This is a genomic window from Streptomyces sp. NPDC006435 (assembly GCF_040612315.1).
In the GTDB taxonomy this organism is placed as follows: Bacteria; Actinomycetota; Actinomycetes; order Streptomycetales; family Streptomycetaceae; genus Streptomyces.
The window spans coordinates 18257-34709 of sequence record NZ_JBEXPY010000067.1; the positions used below are offsets into that span (position 1 = coordinate 18257).

16 protein-coding genes are annotated in these 16453 nt (G+C 72.5%); 11 read left to right on the plus strand and 5 right to left on the minus strand.

The window, feature by feature from the left end:
• Window positions 1-67: 67 nt before the first annotated feature.
• On the minus strand, window positions 68-1435 hold the full coding sequence (locus ABZZ04_RS36380) for an FAD-dependent oxidoreductase (protein WP_356936521.1): 1368 nt from the start codon (window positions 1433-1435) through the stop codon (window positions 68-70).
• A gap of 254 nt (window positions 1436-1689) precedes the next feature.
• Between ABZZ04_RS36380 and ABZZ04_RS36385 the strand changes: the two genes are divergently transcribed.
• The 9 genes from ABZZ04_RS36385 to ABZZ04_RS36425 all read left to right on the plus strand — a co-directional run bounded on the left by ABZZ04_RS36385 (window position 1690) and on the right by ABZZ04_RS36425 (window position 11713).
• Window positions 1690-3756 (plus strand): SpoIIE family protein phosphatase, encoded by a 2067-nt coding sequence (locus tag ABZZ04_RS36385; protein ID WP_356936522.1) that lies wholly within the window; start codon window positions 1690-1692, stop codon window positions 3754-3756.
• A gap of 171 nt (window positions 3757-3927) precedes the next feature.
• A complete protein-coding gene (locus tag ABZZ04_RS36390; RefSeq protein WP_356936523.1) occupies window positions 3928-5319 on the plus strand; it encodes a wax ester/triacylglycerol synthase family O-acyltransferase in 1392 nt (463 codons plus the stop codon).
• A gap of 283 nt (window positions 5320-5602) precedes the next feature.
• Window positions 5603-6592 carry an aldo/keto reductase gene (locus ABZZ04_RS36395; RefSeq protein WP_356936535.1) on the plus strand — a complete coding sequence of 330 codons (990 nt, stop codon included), beginning with the start codon at window positions 5603-5605 and terminating at the stop codon, window positions 6590-6592.
• Window position 6593: 1 nt separating this feature from the next.
• Complete coding sequence (locus tag ABZZ04_RS36400; protein ID WP_356936524.1) at window positions 6594-6905, plus strand: L-rhamnose mutarotase; 312 nt, start codon at window positions 6594-6596, stop codon at window positions 6903-6905.
• Window positions 6906-6907: 2 nt separating this feature from the next.
• The gene (locus ABZZ04_RS36405; protein WP_356936525.1) at window positions 6908-7762 is read left to right on the plus strand and encodes an amidohydrolase family protein; all 855 of its coding nucleotides are present in this window, start codon (window positions 6908-6910) and stop codon (window positions 7760-7762) included.
• Window positions 7763-7808: 46 nt separating this feature from the next.
• Window positions 7809-8561, plus strand: coding sequence for a LytTR family DNA-binding domain-containing protein (locus ABZZ04_RS36410; protein ID WP_356936526.1), 753 nt, complete (start codon window positions 7809-7811; stop codon window positions 8559-8561).
• A gap of 65 nt (window positions 8562-8626) precedes the next feature.
• Window positions 8627-8989, plus strand: a complete 363-nt coding sequence (locus tag ABZZ04_RS36415; protein WP_283855262.1) for a hypothetical protein — start codon at window positions 8627-8629, stop codon at window positions 8987-8989.
• Window positions 8986-10467: a cation acetate symporter gene (locus tag ABZZ04_RS36420; protein WP_356936527.1), complete on the plus strand. Its 1482-nt coding sequence runs from the start codon at window positions 8986-8988 to the stop codon at window positions 10465-10467. Before ABZZ04_RS36415 ends, ABZZ04_RS36420 begins: the two co-directional genes overlap by 4 nt.
• Window positions 10468-10483: 16 nt before the next feature.
• On the plus strand, window positions 10484-11713 hold the full coding sequence (locus tag ABZZ04_RS36425) for a histidine kinase (protein ID WP_356936528.1): 1230 nt from the start codon (window positions 10484-10486) through the stop codon (window positions 11711-11713).
• 16 nt (window positions 11714-11729) lie between these two features.
• Here the strand turns inward: ABZZ04_RS36425 and ABZZ04_RS36430 are convergent, their stop codons facing one another.
• Complete coding sequence (locus tag ABZZ04_RS36430; RefSeq protein WP_356936529.1) at window positions 11730-12245, minus strand: hypothetical protein; 516 nt, start codon at window positions 12243-12245, stop codon at window positions 11730-11732.
• Window positions 12246-12370: 125 nt separating this feature from the next.
• Here ABZZ04_RS36430 and ABZZ04_RS36435 point away from each other — a divergent pair, with 125 nt between their 5' ends.
• Entirely contained in the window at window positions 12371-12568 is a 198-nt protein-coding gene (locus tag ABZZ04_RS36435; protein ID WP_148837505.1) for a zf-HC2 domain-containing protein, read from the plus strand.
• On the opposite strand, the gene ABZZ04_RS36440 is transcribed toward ABZZ04_RS36435, so the two are convergent.
• From ABZZ04_RS36440 to ABZZ04_RS36450, 3 genes are all read right to left on the minus strand, one after another.
• A complete protein-coding gene (locus ABZZ04_RS36440) occupies window positions 12502-13068 on the minus strand; it encodes a sigma-70 family RNA polymerase sigma factor (protein WP_356936530.1) in 567 nt (188 codons plus the stop codon). The genes ABZZ04_RS36435 and ABZZ04_RS36440 overlap by 67 nt on opposite strands.
• 253 nt (window positions 13069-13321) lie before the next feature.
• Window positions 13322-14770, minus strand: coding sequence for an amino acid permease (locus ABZZ04_RS36445; RefSeq protein WP_356936531.1), 1449 nt, complete (start codon window positions 14768-14770; stop codon window positions 13322-13324).
• A 109-nt stretch (window positions 14771-14879) separates the two neighbouring features.
• Window positions 14880-15341, minus strand: a complete 462-nt coding sequence (locus tag ABZZ04_RS36450) for a universal stress protein (protein ID WP_356936532.1) — start codon at window positions 15339-15341, stop codon at window positions 14880-14882.
• A 167-nt stretch (window positions 15342-15508) separates the two neighbouring features.
• Here ABZZ04_RS36450 and ABZZ04_RS36455 point away from each other — a divergent pair, with 167 nt between their 5' ends.
• On the plus strand, window positions 15509-16351 hold the full coding sequence (locus tag ABZZ04_RS36455; RefSeq protein WP_356936533.1) for a polysaccharide deacetylase family protein: 843 nt from the start codon (window positions 15509-15511) through the stop codon (window positions 16349-16351).
• The last annotated feature ends 102 nt before the right edge of the window (window positions 16352-16453 follow it).

Below are 16453 nucleotides of genomic sequence, written 5' to 3' on the forward strand. Positions count from 1 at the left end.
AGGGGGGCGGAGCCGCCCGTCCGTACGTCCGCCGCGCCGGTGGACGTACGGACGGGGCGTCGTGCGCTCAGTCGCGGGGCTCGGAGGCGTCCAGCATGGCCTCGCGCTCCACGACCTTGATCCGCTCGCGTCCCTGCTCCGCGCCCAGGGCCTGCTCGTGCGCGTCCAGGCGGTGCCAGCCCTCACGGGTGGTGTAGCGGACGCCGCGCTCCTCCAGGAAGGCGGTGACGGCCTCCGGCTCGGGCCGGACGGGGGCGGGCAGCCGGCCCTCGGCCCGGTCCTCCAGCAGGCAGGCCACCGTCTCGTTGGCGTCGCCCTTGGTGTGGCCGATGAGGCCGACCGGACCGCGCTTGATCCAGCCCGTGACGTACACCGACGTCATGTGCTCCCCGCCGTCCACGACCCGCCCCGCGGCGTGCGGAACGGTGCCGGAGACCACGTCGAACGGGAGCTTCGACAGCTCCCGCGAGTAGTAGCCGACCGCGCGGTAGACGCTCTGCACGTCCCAGTCGGTGAAGGTGCCGGTGCCCTTGACGTTGCCGGTGCCGTCCAGCTCGGTCCGCTCGGTGCGCAGGCCGACGACCCGGCCGTCCTCGCCGAGGATCTCCACCGGGGACTCGAAGAAGTGCAGGAACAGCTTGTGCGGCCGGTCGCCGACGTCGCGGATGGCCCAGTTCTCCAGCGTGGAGGCGACCATGTTGGCCTGCTTGTTGCCCCGCCGGGTCTCGATCGAGCCCGCGTCGTAGTCGATGTCCTCGGGGTTGACGATGACCTCGATGTTCGGCGAGTGGTCCAGCTCCCGCAGCTCCATCGGGCTGAACTTGGCCTGCGCCGGGCCGCGGCGCCCGAAGACGTGCACCTCCAGGGCCTTGTTGGCCTTGAGGCCCTCGTGGACGTTGGCGGGGATCTCGGTGGGCAGCAGCTCGTCCGCCGTCTTGGCGAGGATGCGCGCCACGTCCAGGGCCACGTTGCCCACGCCCAGCACGGCGACCTTCTTGGCCTCCAGGGGCCAGGTGCGCGCCACGTCGGGGTGGCCGTCGTACCAGGAGACGAAGTCGGCGGCGCCGTAGGAGCCCTCCAGGGCGTTGCCCGGGATGTCGAGCGCGCGGTCCGCGTCGGCGCCGGTGGAGAAGATCACCGCGTCGTAGAACGACCGCAGGTCGTCCAGGCCGATGTCGTTGGGGTAGTCGACATTGCCGAAGAGCCGCAGCTGCGGCTTGTCGAGGACCTGGTGGAGCGCCTGGACGATGCCCTTGATCCGGGGGTGGTCCGGGGCCACTCCGTAGCGGATCAGGCCGAAGGGGGCGGGCATCCGCTCGAACAGGTCGATCGAAACACCCGGGTCCTGGGCGGCCTCGGATTTCAGCAGCGCGTCCGCTGCGTAGATGCCGGCGGGGCCGGCTCCGACTATGGCGACGCGGACGGGGCGGGTCATGGAGGTGCGGGTCCTTAGAACGAGCTGATGCGGACGGTGAGGCACGGGGTAGAGGTAAGGCTGGGCTTACCGCGCTTCACGGACACCGTATCCGTTACCCGTCCGTCACTCCCGGATGGTTCGTTCTGCGAGACATTCGGTCTCGTGACGTCGATCACCCGGGTGCGGAGCGAAGCGGTTTTGAAGCCGCCGGATTCGGCTTTCTGCGCGCAGTTCGCTCGAAGAATCGGGCAAATGGTGGCAGAGTGACCCACATGGATGATCGGGTAGCGGGTGCCCTGTCACTCCCGGACGACTGGCCCGCCCACCCGGATCTCAGCCTCGCCCTGAACCGTATGGGCAGCTTCGACTGGGACCTCGACAGTGGCCTGATGCACATGGACCGGCCCGCCCTCGACGTGTTCGACCTGCGGGCCGAGGAATACGACGACCGGCCGGAGACCCTCGGGCTCCGGGTGCCGACGGACGAGGGCGTCCGGCTCGACGCCATGGTCTCGCAGGCGCTCAAGAGCGGGCAGACCAACTACGGCGCGTACTTCAGGCTGCGCAGGCGCGACGGCAGTCTGCGCTGGACCCACACCCAGGGCTTCATCCGGCGCGACGGCACCGGCCGCCCCCGGCGCATCATCGGCATCGTCCGCGACGCGACGCAGGAACTGGCCGACTCCACGGCCCGCCGCGAACTGGACCTGGAGCGCCGGCGCCGCACCAGCCTGGTGGACGGCACCACGGCCGCGCTGGCCCACGCCCGCACCGTCCGGGACGTCATCGACGTGCTGAAGAACTCCCAGGGCCTGGCGCACCTCGGGGCGACCAGCCTCGTCATGGGGCTGATCGAGGCCGGGCGCATCCATCTGGTGGCCGACGGGCCGGAGGACTCGTTCGTGCCCGGCACCCGCTACACCCGGACGGACGAGCAGTACCCGATGAGCGAGGTCGTGCGCACGCTCTCGCCGCGCTTCATCGAGTCCGCCACCGACTTCGCCACCTCGTACCCGATCCTGTGGCCCCACATCAGCCACCTCGGCATCACCTCCGCCGCCTATCTGCCGCTGATCGCCCAGGCCCGGCCCATCGGCGCGCTCGGCCTGCTCTACAGCGACAAGGGCGGCTTCACCGGCGACGAGCGCAACCTGCTGGTCGCGCTCGGCAGCTCCATCGCGCAGAGCCTGCAGCGGGCCATGCTCTACGAGCAGGAGCACGATCTCGCCGAGGGCCTCCAGCAGGCCATGCTGCCGCGCCGCATCCCGGACGTGCCGGGCGCGCAGGTCGCCGTCCGGTACCGCTCGGCCCGGCTGGGCCGGGACATCGGCGGCGACTGGTACGACGTCATCCCGCTGCCCGGCGGCCGGGTCGGGGCCGTCATCGGGGACGTGCAGGGCCACGACACCCATGCCGCGGCCGTCATGGGGCAGCTGCGCATCGTGCTGCGCGCCTACGCGGCCGAGGGCCACAGCCCCGCCACGGTGATGGCCCGCGCCTCCGTCTTCCTCCACGAGCTGGACACGGACCGCTTCGCCACCTGCACCTACGCCGAGGCCGACCTGACGACCGGGGTGGTGCAGCTGGTCCGGGCCGGCCACGTCGACCCGCTGGTGCGCGAGAGCGACGGCTCCTGCCGCCGGCTGCCCGTGGAGGGCGGGCTGCCGCTGGGGCTCTCCGCCGAGTTCGGACGGCTGGAGTACCCGGTGAGCACCGTGGAGCTGGACCCCGGGCAGACCCTGGTGATGTTCACCGACGGCCTCGTGGAGATGCCCGGCGCCGACCTCGACGAGGGCATGCAGCTGCTGACCGCCCTGGTGCGCAACGGTCCGCAGGACCTCCAGAAGCTGGCCGACCGGCTCTGCGAGGAGGTCGACGAGCGCCGGGGCGAGGACGACGTGGCGGTGCTGCTGCTGCGCCGCAAGGTGGCCCACGCGCCCCAGCCGGGCGGCCGGCTCCAGCAGCACGTCGCGCAGAGCGATCCGGAGGCGCTGAGCTCGGCACGGCACATGATCCGGGCCGCGGTGCGGGCCTGGGGCGCCAAGGCGCGGGCCGACGAGGTCGAACTGGCCGCCGACGAGCTGATCACCAACGCGCTGATGCACACCGACGGCGGGGCGATCGTCACGATCCGGGTGCTCACCGGGCCCGAGCGGCGCCTGCGGGTCGACGTCGAGGACCGGTCCAGCGCGCTGCCCAGGCGCCGGGACGCGGGGGAGGCCGGGGTGTCCGGGCGGGGGCTGATGCTGGTGGACCGGCTGGCGGACCTGTGGGGCGTGGAATCGCGGGGGAGCGGCAAGTGCGTCTGGTGCGAATTCGTCATGCCGGTGCAGGAGTGACGGCGGGGGTGGTGCCGGACCGTCCGGCCCGGACGCCGTCCGCCGTCGCCGACGGGTGTCCGACCCCTACTCGACGGTAACGGAAAGTGACATGTTTGTGCTTGACCGTGACCATGTGCGAGCGATTGACTGCGGCTTTGTCGGTATTTGTCTTCGATGACATGAGGACCCGTGGGAACTGAGCTGCTGGCACCCCTCGATCTGGCCTTCTGGCACCTCGAATCCGATGCCCACCCGATGCATCTCGGCGCGCTCGCCGTCTTCTCCCCGGCGCCCGGCCCGGCGCACGGCGCGGGTGCGGACGGCGTGCTGGAACTGTTGGGCGCCCGCGCCGCCGCCATCCCCCGGCTGCGGATGCGGGTGCGGGACGTGCTGCTGCCGGTCGGCGGCGCCGCCTGGTTCGTGGACAAGGACTTCGACGTGCGCCGGCACGTCGAACAGGTGCGGCTGACCGGGGCGGACTCCGAGGACGAGGGCGGCGGCTTCATGGCGGCCGCCACCCGGCTCGCCGGCGAGCTGATGGAGCGCCCGCTCGAACGGGGCCTGCCGCCCTGGCAGATGTACGTGATCGGCGGCTCGGGCGACGGCCCCTTCGCGGTCCTGGTCAAGCTCCACCACGCGCTGGCCGACGGAATGCGCGCGGTCGCCATCGGCGCCGGGATCTTCGACGAGATCGCCTCCGCGACCGGCCGTCCGCACGGTGGCGCGTCCGTCCGCCGGGCGCGCGCCGTCCCGCCCCGTTCCTGGATGCCGGGCCCGCGCCAGGTGGCCGGGCTCGCGCTGGGCCGGATCGAGGACCTCGGGCGGGCGTTCGGGGTGGGCGCCTCCATGGTGCGGGCCAGCCGCCTCGATCCGCGCGGCGCGCCCGCGCTCACCGCGAGCTCCAGCGGCACCCGGCGACTGGCCACCGCGGACCTGGACCTCGACGCCGTCCGGCGCGTCCGCCGCGTCGCCGGCGGCACGACCAACGACGTCCTGCTCGCGGTCGTCGCCGGTGCGCTCCGCCGCTGGATGCACGAGCGCGGCGAGCCGCTGCCCGAGGAGGACCCGCGCGCCCTGGTGCCGGTCTCCCGCCGTCGGCCGGGACAGGCCGCCGCGACCGGGAACAGGCTCTCCGGCTATCTGCTGGAACTCCCGCTCCGCGAGTCCGACCCGTGGCGACGGCTCCACGGCGTCCGTGCGGCCATGGACCGCAACAAGGCCGCGGGCCCCCTCAAGGGTGCCGGTGCGGTCGCCGTGCTCGCCGACCAACTGCCCCTGCTGGCCCACCGCTTCGGGGCTCCCCTCGCCGGGAACGCGGCCAGGATGCTCTTCGACGTCCTGGTCACCAGCGTGCCCCTGCCGCGCTCGGAGCTCTCGCTCGGCGGCTGCCCGCTGCGCGCCGTCTACCCGATGGCGCCGCTGGCCCGGGGTCAGTCCCTCGCCGTCGCGCTGTCCACGTACGGCGGCCGGGTGCGGGTCGGGCTGGTGGCGGACGGCAAGGCGCTGCCCGATCTGGAGCGGCTGGCGCACTGCGCCGACGACGAGGTGGCCGAACTGCTCGCGCTGCTGCCGCGGGAGTGACCGGACCGGGCTTCCCGGAGCCCGCACGGCCCACGGCCCCGTGAGGCCCGTGCGAACCGTGAGGCCCGCACGAACTGCGGGGCCCGTGCGAACCGCGTGGCTCGCGTGCCCTGCAGGGCCCTCGTGGCCCGAGGGCCTTGCGTGTCATCCCCGGCAATTAGAGATCGGACAGATTTCCGCGAAAGAGCCATGATTCATGGCGTCGGAGGTGTTGACGCAGCCAAGTGATCCGATGAATATTCGCTGTGTGCACGAAGTGATCATCGGGGAGGGCGGCGGGAAGATGCGGCGCAACAGGCTGGGGAACAGCGCGGTCGAGATCACCGAGCTGTCCTTCGGGGCGGCTGCCATCGGCAATCTCTTCACTGCGGTCGACCCCGAACGGGCCGCCGCCGCCGTCGACGCCGCCTGGGACGAGGGCGTCCGCTACTTCGACACCGCCCCGCACTACGGACTCGGCCTCTCCGAACGGCGGCTGGGCGAGGCCCTGCGCGACCGGCCCCGCGACGCGTTCGTGCTCTCCACGAAGGTGGGACGGGTGCTCGACCCACTGCCCCCGGACGCCGTCGCGAAGGCCGCGGGCGACGGCCTCTCCGAGGGCTTCGCCGTCCCCGCCACCCACCGCCGCCGCTGGGACTTCAGCGCCGACGGCGTACGCCGCAGCATCGAGGACAGCCTGGAACGGCTCGGCCTCGACCGCATCGACATCGTGTACCTGCACGACCCCGACGACCACGCCGGACCCGCCTTCCGCGAGGCGTACCCGGAGCTGGAGAGGCTGCGCGCGCAGGGGCTCGTCGGTGCCATCGGTGCCGGGATGAACCAGACGGAGATGCTGACCCGGTTCCTGCGCGACACCGACGTCGACGTGGTGCTCTGCGCCGGGCGCCACACCCTCCTCGACCAGTCCGCCCTGACCGGACTGCTGCCCGAGGCGGCCGCCCGGGGCCGCGGCGTGGTCGTCGGCGGGGTCTTCAACTCCGGGCTGCTCGCCGACCCGCGACCCGGTGCCACGTACGACTACACGGCCGCGCCCCAAGTCCTCCTGGACCGGGCGCTGCGCATCAAGGCCGTCACCGAGAACCACGGCGTCCCGCTGCGGGCCGCCGCCCTCCACTACCCGCTCGCCCACCCGGCCGTCGCCGGAGTGCTCGTCGGCACCCGCTCCCCGGACGAGGTGCGCGACGCCGCCGCCCTGCTCCGCCGCGAGGTCCCGGACGGACTCTGGGACGAACTGCGCGCCGAGGGCCTGCTGACCGGGAACGGACACTGACATGCGAATCGCCCTGCACACCAAGGTCCGTGCCGACCGCATCGAGGAGTACGAGGCCGCGCACCGCGAGGTCCCCGCGGAGCTGACCGAGGCGATCCGCGCGGCGGGCGCCACCTCCTGGACGATCTGGCGCAGCGGCACCGACCTCTTCCACGTCATCGACTGCGAGGACTACGCCGCCCTCCTCGCCCGGCTGGAGAAGCTCCCCGTCAACGTCGCCTGGCAGGCCCGGATGGACCAGCTGCTCGACGTCTCGCACGACTACTCCGCGGACGGCGCGCAGGCCGGCCTCCCCGTGGCCTGGGAGCTGTGACCATGACCGGCCGGGAAGGGATCGTCGACGCCCACCACCACGTGTGGGACCTGTCGGTGCGCGACCAGGACTGGATCACCGGCGACGAGCTCGCCCCGCTCCGCCGCGACTTCACCCTCGCCGATCTGGAGCCCGAGGCGCGCGCCGCCGGGGTGCGGGCCACCGTCCTCGTCCAGACCGTCACCGTCCCCGAGGAGACACCCGAGTTCCTGGCCCTCGCGCACGGCAGCGACCTCGTCGCGGGCGTCGTCGGCTGGTGCGACCTCACGGCCCCGGATGTCGCCGACACCCTGGCCGCGCTGCGCGAACTCCCCGGCGGCGACCGGCTCGTCGGCATCCGCCACCAGGTCCAGGGCGAACCCGACCCCGAATGGCTGCTGCGCCCCGACGTGCGGCGCGGACTGCGCGCCGTCGCCGACGCCGGACTCGTCTACGACCTCGTCGTCCGGGCCCACCAGCTGCCCGCGGCCGTCCGGGCCGCCGCCCTGCTGCCCGAGCTGACCTTCGTGCTCGACCACGCGGGCAAACCGCCCGTCGCCACCGGTGAGTTGCACCCCTGGGCCGACGACCTGCGGGCCCTCGCCGCCCGCCCCAACACCGTGTGCAAGCTCTCCGGACTGGTCACCGAGGCCGATGTGAGCTCCTGGACCGTGAGCGACCTGCGCCCCTGCGCCGACACCGTTCTCGACGCCTTCGGACCCGACCGGCTGATGTTCGGCTCGGACTGGCCCGTGTGCCGGCTCGCGGCGACGTACCAGGAGGTCGTCGACACGACCCGCACCCTGATCGAAGAGCTCGGCGAGGACGAGCGCGCCCGCGTCCTCGCCACCACGGCCGAACGTGTCTACGGCCTCTGAACGGGTGTTCAGCGGTTCCTCCGGTGGTCGGTCTACACTCCGGCCCATGCTGCGCGTACTCGCCGTCGACGACGAAGAACCAGCCCTGGAAGAACTCCTCTACCTGCTGCGCGCCGATCCCCGCGTCCGCAGTGCGGAGGGGGCCACCGGGGCCACCGAGGCGCTGCGCCGCATCGGCGGCGCCGTCGATGCGGGCCCGGACGACCCGGCGGCCATCGACGTGGTGTTCCTGGACATCCACATGGCGGGCCTCACCGGCCTCGACGTCGCCCAGCTGCTGGCCGGTTTCGCGGCGCCGCCGCTCATCGTCTTCGTCACCGCGCACGAGGGATTCGCCGTCCAGGCGTTCGACCTGAAGGCCGTCGACTACGTCCTCAAGCCCGTGCGCCGCGAACGCCTGGCCGAGGCGGTGCGCCGGGCGGCCGAACAGGTCGGCGACCGTTCCGCGCCCGTCCTCGACACCGCGGGCGATCAGATACCGGTGGAACTCGGGGGAGTGATCCGGTTCGTCCCGATCGACGACATCGCCTACGCCGAGGCCCAGGGCGACTACGCCCGGCTGCACACCGCGACCGGCAGCCATCTGGTCCGCGTCCCGCTCACCACGCTGGAGGAGCGCTGGCGCTCGCGCGGCTTCGTCCGCATCCACCGCCGTCACCTCGTCGCGCTGAGCCGGATCGACGAGCTCCGGCTGGACGCGGGCAGCATGAGCGTGCGCATCGGCGCCGCGGAGCTCGCCGTCAGCCGCCGCCACACCCGCGCGCTGCGCGATCTCCTGATGCGCCGCACCGGCCGCTGACCAGGCCCGACCGGGAATCCGTTCCCCTTCCCACGAAGGACCGGGGCTGCGTACACTCCGGGCCCATGTCCGCAGAGCCAACACCCCGGCGCGAAGTGGTGACGGGGGAGCCCCGACGGGTGCGCCCGCTGCCGCGCTACCGCACCCAGTCGGAGATCGACGAGCAGACCGCGCTCGGCGGCGCGTACGTCCGTTCCCTGGTGCGCAGCCAACTGCGCGCAGGACTCACCGCGTTCGGCGTCCTCGCCGTGGTCGTGGGGACGCTGCCGCTGGTCTTCGAGGCCCTGCACAGCTCCGCTCTCGTCTGGGCCGTCCTCGGATTCGCCGCCTACCCGCCCCTCGTCCTGATCGCCCGGTGGTACGTGCGCCGGGCCGAACGCAACGAACACGACTTCGCCCGGCTCGTGGAAGGCCGCTCCGCGCAGTGAGCCGTACGTACGCGGTGGCGGCCGTCGCCGCCGTCGTCCTCGCCACCGTCCTCGTCGGCGGCTTCGGACTCCGGATCTCCCGCACCACCTCCGACTTCTACGTCGCCTCACGCACCGTGCGGCCCCGCCTCAACGCCGCCGCCATCAGCGGCGAGTACCTCTCCGCCGCCTCCTTCCTCGGCATCGCCGGACTGGTTCTCGTGCACGGCCCGGACATGCTCTGGTACCCGGTCGGCTACACAGCCGGCTACCTGGTGCTGCTGGTCTTCGTCGCCGCGCCGCTGCGCCGCTCGGGGGCGTACACCCTGCCCGACTTCGCCGAGGGGAGACTGGAATCGCGCCAGGTGCGCAGACTGGTGAGCGTCTTCGTGGTCGCGGCGGGCTGGCTCTACCTCGTACCGCAGCTCCAGGGCGCCGGGCTGACGCTGAAGATCCTCACCGGGGCGCCCGGCTGGCTCGGCGACGTGCTCGTGGCGGCGGTGGTCGTCCTCGCCGTCGCCGCGGGCGGCATGCGGTCCATCACCTTCGTACAGGTCTTCCAGTACTGGCTGAAGCTGACCGCCCTCCTCGTCCCCGCGATCTTCCTGGTGCTCGCCTGGCAGGGCGACGGGCGGCCCCGTGTCACCTTCGACGAACAGCTCTCCGTCTTCCGCGCCGAGCACCCGATGTACGCCACGTACGGGCTGATCATCGCGACGTTCCTGGGCACCATGGGCCTGCCGCACGTCGTGGTCCGCTTCTACACCAGCCCCAACGGCCGCGACGCCCGGCGCACGACGGTCGTCGTCCTCGCCCTCATCGGGGTGTTCTACCTGCTGCCCCCGGTCTACGGCGCCCTGGGCAGGCTGTACGCCCCCGAGCTGATCCGGGGCGGGGACGCGGACGCGGCCGTACTGCTGCTGCCCGGCCGGGTCATCGGCGGCCTCGGCGGGGACCTGCTCGGCGCACTGGTCGCGGGCGGCGCCTTCGCCGCGTTCCTGTCGACCGCGTCCGGTCTCACGATGGCCGTCGCCGGGGTCATCACGCAGGACGTGCTGCCCTCGCGCGGGGTCCGGCACTTCCGGCTCGCCACCGTGCTCGCCATGTGCGTCCCGCTGGCCGGTTCGCTGCTGGTCAGCCGGGTGCCGGTGGCCGACTCGGTGGCGATGGCGTTCGCCGTCTCGGCGTCCTCCTTCTGTCCGCTGCTGATCCTCGGCATCTGGTGGCGGCGGCTCACCCCGCCCGGCGCGATCGCCGGACTGCTGCTCGGCGGCGGCTCCGCGTTCCTGTCCGTCACCATCACCGTCAGCGGCGCGGTGCGCCCGCCGGGCTGGGCGCACGCCCTGCTCGCCTGGCCCGCCGTCTGGTCGGTGCCGGTCGGATTCCTCGCGATGGTCCTGGTCTCCCTGGCCACGCCCGGCCGCATCCCTCCCGGCACCAACGCCGCCATGACCCGCTTCCACCTCCCGGAGGCACTGGCCTCCGGAAGGCACCGATGACCTCCGGGAGACACCGATGACCGGCGCCGGACACGCGGTACTCGTCCTGCTCGTGCTCCTGCTGCTCACAGCGGCGTTCCTGCTCGGCCGCCGCACCGCCCGGCCCGTCCGCACCAGCGACGTCGGGACCCCCGTCGAGCACGCCACCTTCGAGACCCTGCACACCGCCTCGCTCGCCGCGCCGCCGCTGCGCGCCGGACTCACCGAGGAGAGCGCCCGCAGGTCCGCCCGCGGGCTGCGCTCGCTGCTCGGCACCGACGCGCTCTGCCTCACCGACCGCGACCGGGTGCTGGTCTGGAACGGCGCGGGCGAGCACCACGGCCGGCACGTCATGGAACAGGTGCGCGGCCTCCTCGACAGCGGCCGGGACACCGCCTTCCCCAGCGACTGCGACGACCTGGACTGCCCGCTGCGCTGGGCCGTGGCCGTACCGCTCACCGTCGACCACCGGGTGCTCGGCACCCTCGTCGCCTACGCCCCGCGCGAGTCCGCGGTACTGGCCAGGGCCGCCGGGGAGGTGGCCCGCTGGGTCTGCGTACAGCTGGAACTGGCCGAACTGGACCGCTCCCGCACCCAGCTCATCGAGGCCGAGATCCGGGCGCTGCGGGCCCAGATCTCCCCGCACTTCATCTTCAACTCCCTGGCCGCCATCGCCTCGTTCGTCCGCACCGACCCGGAACGGGCCCGCGAGCTCCTGCTGGAGTTCGCCGACTTCACCCGCTACTCGTTCCGCAGCCACGGCGACTTCACCACCCTCGCCGACGAGCTCCACTCCATCGACCAGTACCTGGCGCTGGTGCGGGCCCGCTTCGGCGAACGGCTCGCGGTCACCCTCCAGATCGCCCCCGAGGTGCTGCCCGTCGCCCTGCCCTTCCTCTGCCTCCAGCCGCTGGTCGAGAACGCCGTCAAGCACGGCCTCGAAGGATCGGCCGCCCCCGCCCGCCCGCTCGGCACCGGCCGGGCGGAGGAGACCCCGACCCGCATCACCATCAGCGCCTTCGACGCCGGCTCCGAGGCCGAGGTCGTCATCGAGGACGACGGCGCCGGCATGGACCCGCAGCGGCTGCGCCAGATCCTGCGCGGCGAGGGCGGCCCCTCCACCGGCATCGGACTGCTCAACGTCGACGAGCGGCTGCGCCAGGTCTACGGGGACGACTACGGGCTCGTCATCGAGACGGGCGTCGGCGCCGGGATGAAGATCACGGTGCGGCTGCCGAAGTACCGTGCCGGCGTGCACGGTTCCTGACCGGCGGACGGAGCGCTCAGTGCAACTGGATCGCCAGATGTCCCAGCGGCAGTCCGAGCTGCCAGGCCGGGGTCCACACCTGGGCGGCCTCCTCCGCGTCCGGCCCGTCGCCGGGCGACCCCCCGGGCCGCGGACCGATCGCGTCCAGATCGGCCGCGAGCAGTTCGGTCTCCTCCAGCCACCGCCAGGCCGCACGGGCCAGTGCCAGATCGGGACTCCCGCCCTCCGCCCCAAGGCCCCCGCCGAGGGCGTCGAGCCGTTCGCGGACCCAGCCGCGCCAGGCGGCCCCGTACGCCGTCAGCAGCCGCAGCTCGTCCAGCCGGGCCGCGGGCAGGTCGTCGGCCACCACCGTGTCGTCGCAGAGGAAGACGGTGAGCGCGAGCGCGTCCCGCCCCGCGCGGTACTCCAGCGTGGACGGCTCCATCAGATCACCGGTCCGCAGTATCCCGTCGGCGACGTACTCGGCGTACATCCAGGCCATCGGGATCAGCAGCCCGCCCCCATCGGTTCCGTCCTGACGTTCCGGGCGCATCCCGTCTCGCCTCTTTCCGTTCTCGCTACCGGGCTCCACGCAGCATTGAACCGGGGGAGCGCGCCCCGCGTGGCCAGAAGGGCAGGATCCGTCACGACCGGGTCCGCACACGACACGAGGATGCGATGAGCGCCGATCCCGGGAAGGACCCGCACGTGCGGCAGTTGCTCGGTGCCTATGTTCTCGACGCGCTCACGGCCGGCGAGACCCGTGAGGTCTGCCGCCATCTGCAGACCTGCGACGGCTGCGCCGCCGACTACGTGCAGGTCGCGGAGGCCGTCTCGCTGCTGGCCCTGCTCGGCGAGGAGGAACTGCTGGAGTAGCCCGGCAGGCTGTGGGCGAGCCGGCGCAGCGCGTAGTAGGAACGGGACTTGACCGTGCCCGGCGGAATGCCGAGCACCTCGGCCGTCTCGTTCACGGTGAGCCCGCGGAAGTACATCTGGACGAGGACCTCGCGGTGGTCCGGGCTCAGGGCGCGCACCGCCTCGCGCACGTCGAGGGCCGAGACCGTGGCCTCGGCGGTGTCCTCCACGTCCACGGCCGTCTCCAGCACGACGTCGCCGACCTCGGCCGGGCGGGCCTGCCGGGACCGGCGCGCGTCGATCGCGAGCCGCCGTGCCACGGTGAAGAGCCAGGGCCGCATCGACGCGTACGGGGCGTCGAACGCCTCCGGATGCTGCCAGGCGCGCACCAGCGTCTCCTGGAGCAGGTCCTCGGCCCGCTGCCGGTCGCCGAAGGTCAGCCCCAGCAGGAAGCGGAAGAGCGCGGCACCGTGCTCCCGCTGGAGGCCCGCGAGGGTCCGCTCGTCCGTCGTGGTGGTCATCGTGAACGCCCTTCCCGCCGAGGCCCTGCCGCTTCGCTGCCGACGGGCGTATACGAACGCATCGGGGCGCCGAGGAACAGGCGGTGGGCCCCGCCGTGCGACGAGCGGTCGCACAGTGCGGCGAATGGTGCGGTGAACGGTCGGGCGGTGCGATGTGTGTACGGGTGACGGCCCCGGACCACGGGCGGCGCGACCCGGCCGCCCGTGGCCCCGTGCCGCCGGCGGACGCCGCCACGGGTGGCCGGGGCCGCGCTCAGGACTTCTTCCTCCCCGTGCCCGTCCCGGTCGTCCCCGCCATCTCCGACTTCCGGTAGGAGTAGCCGAAGTAGATGACCAGGCCGATCAGGAACCACACCGCGAACCGCACCCAGGTCTGCCACTGGAGGAAGGTGATCAGCCAGATCGAGAACACCACCCCGAGGGCCGGGACGAACGGCATCCCGGGGGTGCGGAACGTGCGCGGCAGGTCGGGCTGCTTGTAGCGCAGCACGATCACGGCGATGCACACCACCACGAACGCCAGCAGGATGCCGATGTTGGTCAGCTCGGCGGCCTCGCCGATCGGCAGGAACCCGGCGATCGCCGCCGAGGCCACACCGACGATCCAGGTCACCCGGGTCGGGACGTGCCGGGTGGGGTGCGTCTTGGCGAACCACTTCGGCAGCAGCCCGTCACGGCTCATCGAGAACCAGACCCGGGTCACACCGAGCATGAAGGTGAACATGACGGTCAGGATGCCGATGATGGCACCCACCGCGATCACGTCGGCGATCCCGCTGAGGCCCACCGCCTTGAAGGCCGTGGAGAAACCGGACTCCGGGTCGATGTCCTCGTAGCTCTGCATCCCCGTCAGCACCAGGCACGCCGCCACGTAGAGGACCATGGAGATGCCGAGGGAGTACAGGATCGCCTTCGGCATGTGGCGCTGGGCGTCCTTGGACTCCTCGGCGGCCGTCGACATGGCGTCGTACCCGAAGACCGCGAAGAACACCGTGGCCGCGCCCGTGAAGGCACCGCTCACCCCGAACGGGAAGAAGGGGTGGTAGTTGGCGGTGTCGATGTGGAAGACGCCCACGCCGATGACCAGCAGGACGACCAGGACCTTCAGGACCACCACGACCGTCTCGAAGCGGGCCGCGTTCTTGATGCCGAGGGTCAGCAGGTACGCGACCAGCAGGCAGAGCAGCGCGGCGAACAGGTCCACCTTGTGGCCGTCTCCGGTGCCGGGCGCGCCCAGCATCCACTTGGGCACGTCCAGCCCCAGCTCCCCGAGCAGGAAGCTGAAGTAGCCGGAGATGCCGATCGCGACCACCGCCACGATCGCGGTGTACTCCAGCAGCAGGTCCCAGCCGATGAACCAGCCCACCAGTTCGCCGAGCACCGCGTATCCGTAGGTGTACGCGGACCCGGCCTTCGGGATCAGCCCCGCGAACTCCGCGTAGCTGAACGCGGCGGCCGCGCTCGCCACGCCCGCGATGAGGAACGAGAGCAGGACGGCGGGACCGGCGGTGCCGTTGGCCACCGTGCCGGCGAGGGTGAAGATGCCAGCCCCGATGATGCCGCCCACACCGATCGCGGTGAGCTGCCACAGCCCGAGCGTTCTGGTGAGCTGAGCGGTGGCCTCCCCCGCCGGCCCCTGCTCGTCGATCTGTTCGATCGGCTTGCGGCGCAGTACGCCCTCGCCCACTCGGAGCCTTGCCATGAGTCACCTCTTCACTGACGGCCGTCTCTGACGGGCGCTCATGATGACTCAGCCGGAGCCGCTGCGGAAGAAGGCGTGCCGTTTGGCGGAAGGAAGGATTCCGCAGAGGTCAGGGGACCACCGTGACGGGCCAACGACCCGCTTTCACCAGCCGGATCGCCACCGAGCCGACGAACCGGTGCCCGGCCGACTCCGACGCGCCCACCACGACGGCGTCCGCCTTCAGCTCGTCCGCCGCGGTCACGAGTCCGTTGTAGGGGTCGCCGCGGAAGGTGTGGAACTCCCAGCGCACGTCCCACACGTCCTTCAGCCGCCGGGACGCCTCCCGGATCTCGCTCACCAGCCCCTCCGCGACCTCGCCGGTCGTATCGGTGATCGGCGCGCCGAGCGCCGCCCCGGCGGGCAGCACGGGCTGGACGTAGACGAGGGCGAGCATGGCTCCCTGGCGACGGGCCAGACCTGCCGCGTAGGCCGCGGCACGCATGGAGGAATCGGACCCGTCGATGCCGGCGACGATCACTTTCGGTCCGTCCGTGCCACGTTCGAACTCATGAGGCTGCGGTTCTGTCACGGCAGTGAGGCTATCCGCTGCCGTGGGCCGTTCTCGGACCGGGCGCAGGCCCGACCCGGTCCGAAGCTGCCGCTTGCCCCACCGCCGATCCCTCCATCGGGTGCAAAAACCTCCGCCCCCGGTGTCGTCGACCGGGACGCGCCCGCCCGCCGTGCGAGCAGTTGGTCATGAAAAATGATCAGAGGTTTCCGGGGCGCAGGGCGTTGCTGCGCCTGGCCGCCGGACTCGGCACGGCCGCCGCCGTGCGCATGATCGCCGCTGACCCGGCCGGGTCACCGCTCCGGGACCCCGCACCGGCACGGGCCGGGGCGGCCGGACCCCCGCCGGCCGTCCGGACCCGGCCCGCCTCGTACCGGCTCCGGCCCATGACCGCGGGCGCCCCGCCCCGCTTCCGCCCCGCCGCACCCCCGGTCCGCACCCGGCCCTTCGAGGAGCTGCCCGGGATCGGGCACGCCATGGTCCTCAGCTTCGACGACGGCCCGGACCCGCTGTACACCCCGCCCATCCTCGCCACGCTGCGCGAGTACGACGTCCGTGCGATGTTCTTCGTCTGCGGGGAAATGGCCCATGACAACCAGGACCTGGTGCGGGCCATCGCCGAGGACGGCCACACCATCGGCAACCACTCCTGGACCCACCCCCTGGTCACCGGGCTCTCCAGGGCGGGCGTCCGGGACGAACTCGGCCCCACCAGTGAGGTGATCGAGCGGCTCACCGGCGCCGCGCCGCTCTGGTACCGGGCGCCGTACGGGGCGTGGAACCGCAACTCCTTCGAGATCGGCGCCGCCCTGGGCATGGAGCCCATGGCATGGACCGTGGACACCCTGGACTGGACCGAACCCGGTACCGGCACCATCGTCCGCAGGGTCCGGGAGGGGGCGGCACCAGGCGTCGTCGTGCTCTCGCACGACGCGGGAGGCGACCGTTCGCAGAGCGTGGCGGCGCTGCGCCGCTACCTCCCCGAACTGCTCGACGACGGCTACCGGATCACGGTCCCGCAGCGTCGCTGAACGTGCTCCGGTTCCGGCCCCGGTACGCCCGTCGCCCCGGGTCCCGGCACACGGGACCCGGGGCGGCGGGCGTAACACCCCAGCCCGCAGCGGGGGGGGCCC

Coding starts and splice junctions, on each gene's coding strand:
- ABZZ04_RS36380 (WP_356936521.1), bottom strand. CDS start 1,435: ATGACCCGCCCCGTCCGCGTCGCCATAGTCGGAGCCGGCCCCGCCGGC.
- ABZZ04_RS36385 (WP_356936522.1), top strand. CDS start 1,690: ATGGATGATCGGGTAGCGGGTGCCCTGTCACTCCCGGACGACTGGCCC.
- ABZZ04_RS36395 (WP_356936535.1), top strand. CDS start 5,603: ATGCGGCGCAACAGGCTGGGGAACAGCGCGGTCGAGATCACCGAGCTG.
- ABZZ04_RS36400 (WP_356936524.1), top strand. CDS start 6,594: ATGCGAATCGCCCTGCACACCAAGGTCCGTGCCGACCGCATCGAGGAG.
- ABZZ04_RS36405 (WP_356936525.1), top strand. CDS start 6,908: ATGACCGGCCGGGAAGGGATCGTCGACGCCCACCACCACGTGTGGGAC.
- ABZZ04_RS36410 (WP_356936526.1), top strand. CDS start 7,809: ATGCTGCGCGTACTCGCCGTCGACGACGAAGAACCAGCCCTGGAAGAA.
- ABZZ04_RS36415 (WP_283855262.1), top strand. CDS start 8,627: ATGTCCGCAGAGCCAACACCCCGGCGCGAAGTGGTGACGGGGGAGCCC.
- ABZZ04_RS36425 (WP_356936528.1), top strand. CDS start 10,484: ATGACCGGCGCCGGACACGCGGTACTCGTCCTGCTCGTGCTCCTGCTG.
- ABZZ04_RS36430 (WP_356936529.1), bottom strand. CDS start 12,245: ATGCGCCCGGAACGTCAGGACGGAACCGATGGGGGCGGGCTGCTGATC.
- ABZZ04_RS36435 (WP_148837505.1), top strand. CDS start 12,371: ATGAGCGCCGATCCCGGGAAGGACCCGCACGTGCGGCAGTTGCTCGGT.
- ABZZ04_RS36440 (WP_356936530.1), bottom strand. CDS start 13,068: ATGACCACCACGACGGACGAGCGGACCCTCGCGGGCCTCCAGCGGGAG.
- ABZZ04_RS36445 (WP_356936531.1), bottom strand. CDS start 14,770: ATGGCAAGGCTCCGAGTGGGCGAGGGCGTACTGCGCCGCAAGCCGATC.
- ABZZ04_RS36455 (WP_356936533.1), top strand. CDS start 15,509: ATGAAAAATGATCAGAGGTTTCCGGGGCGCAGGGCGTTGCTGCGCCTG.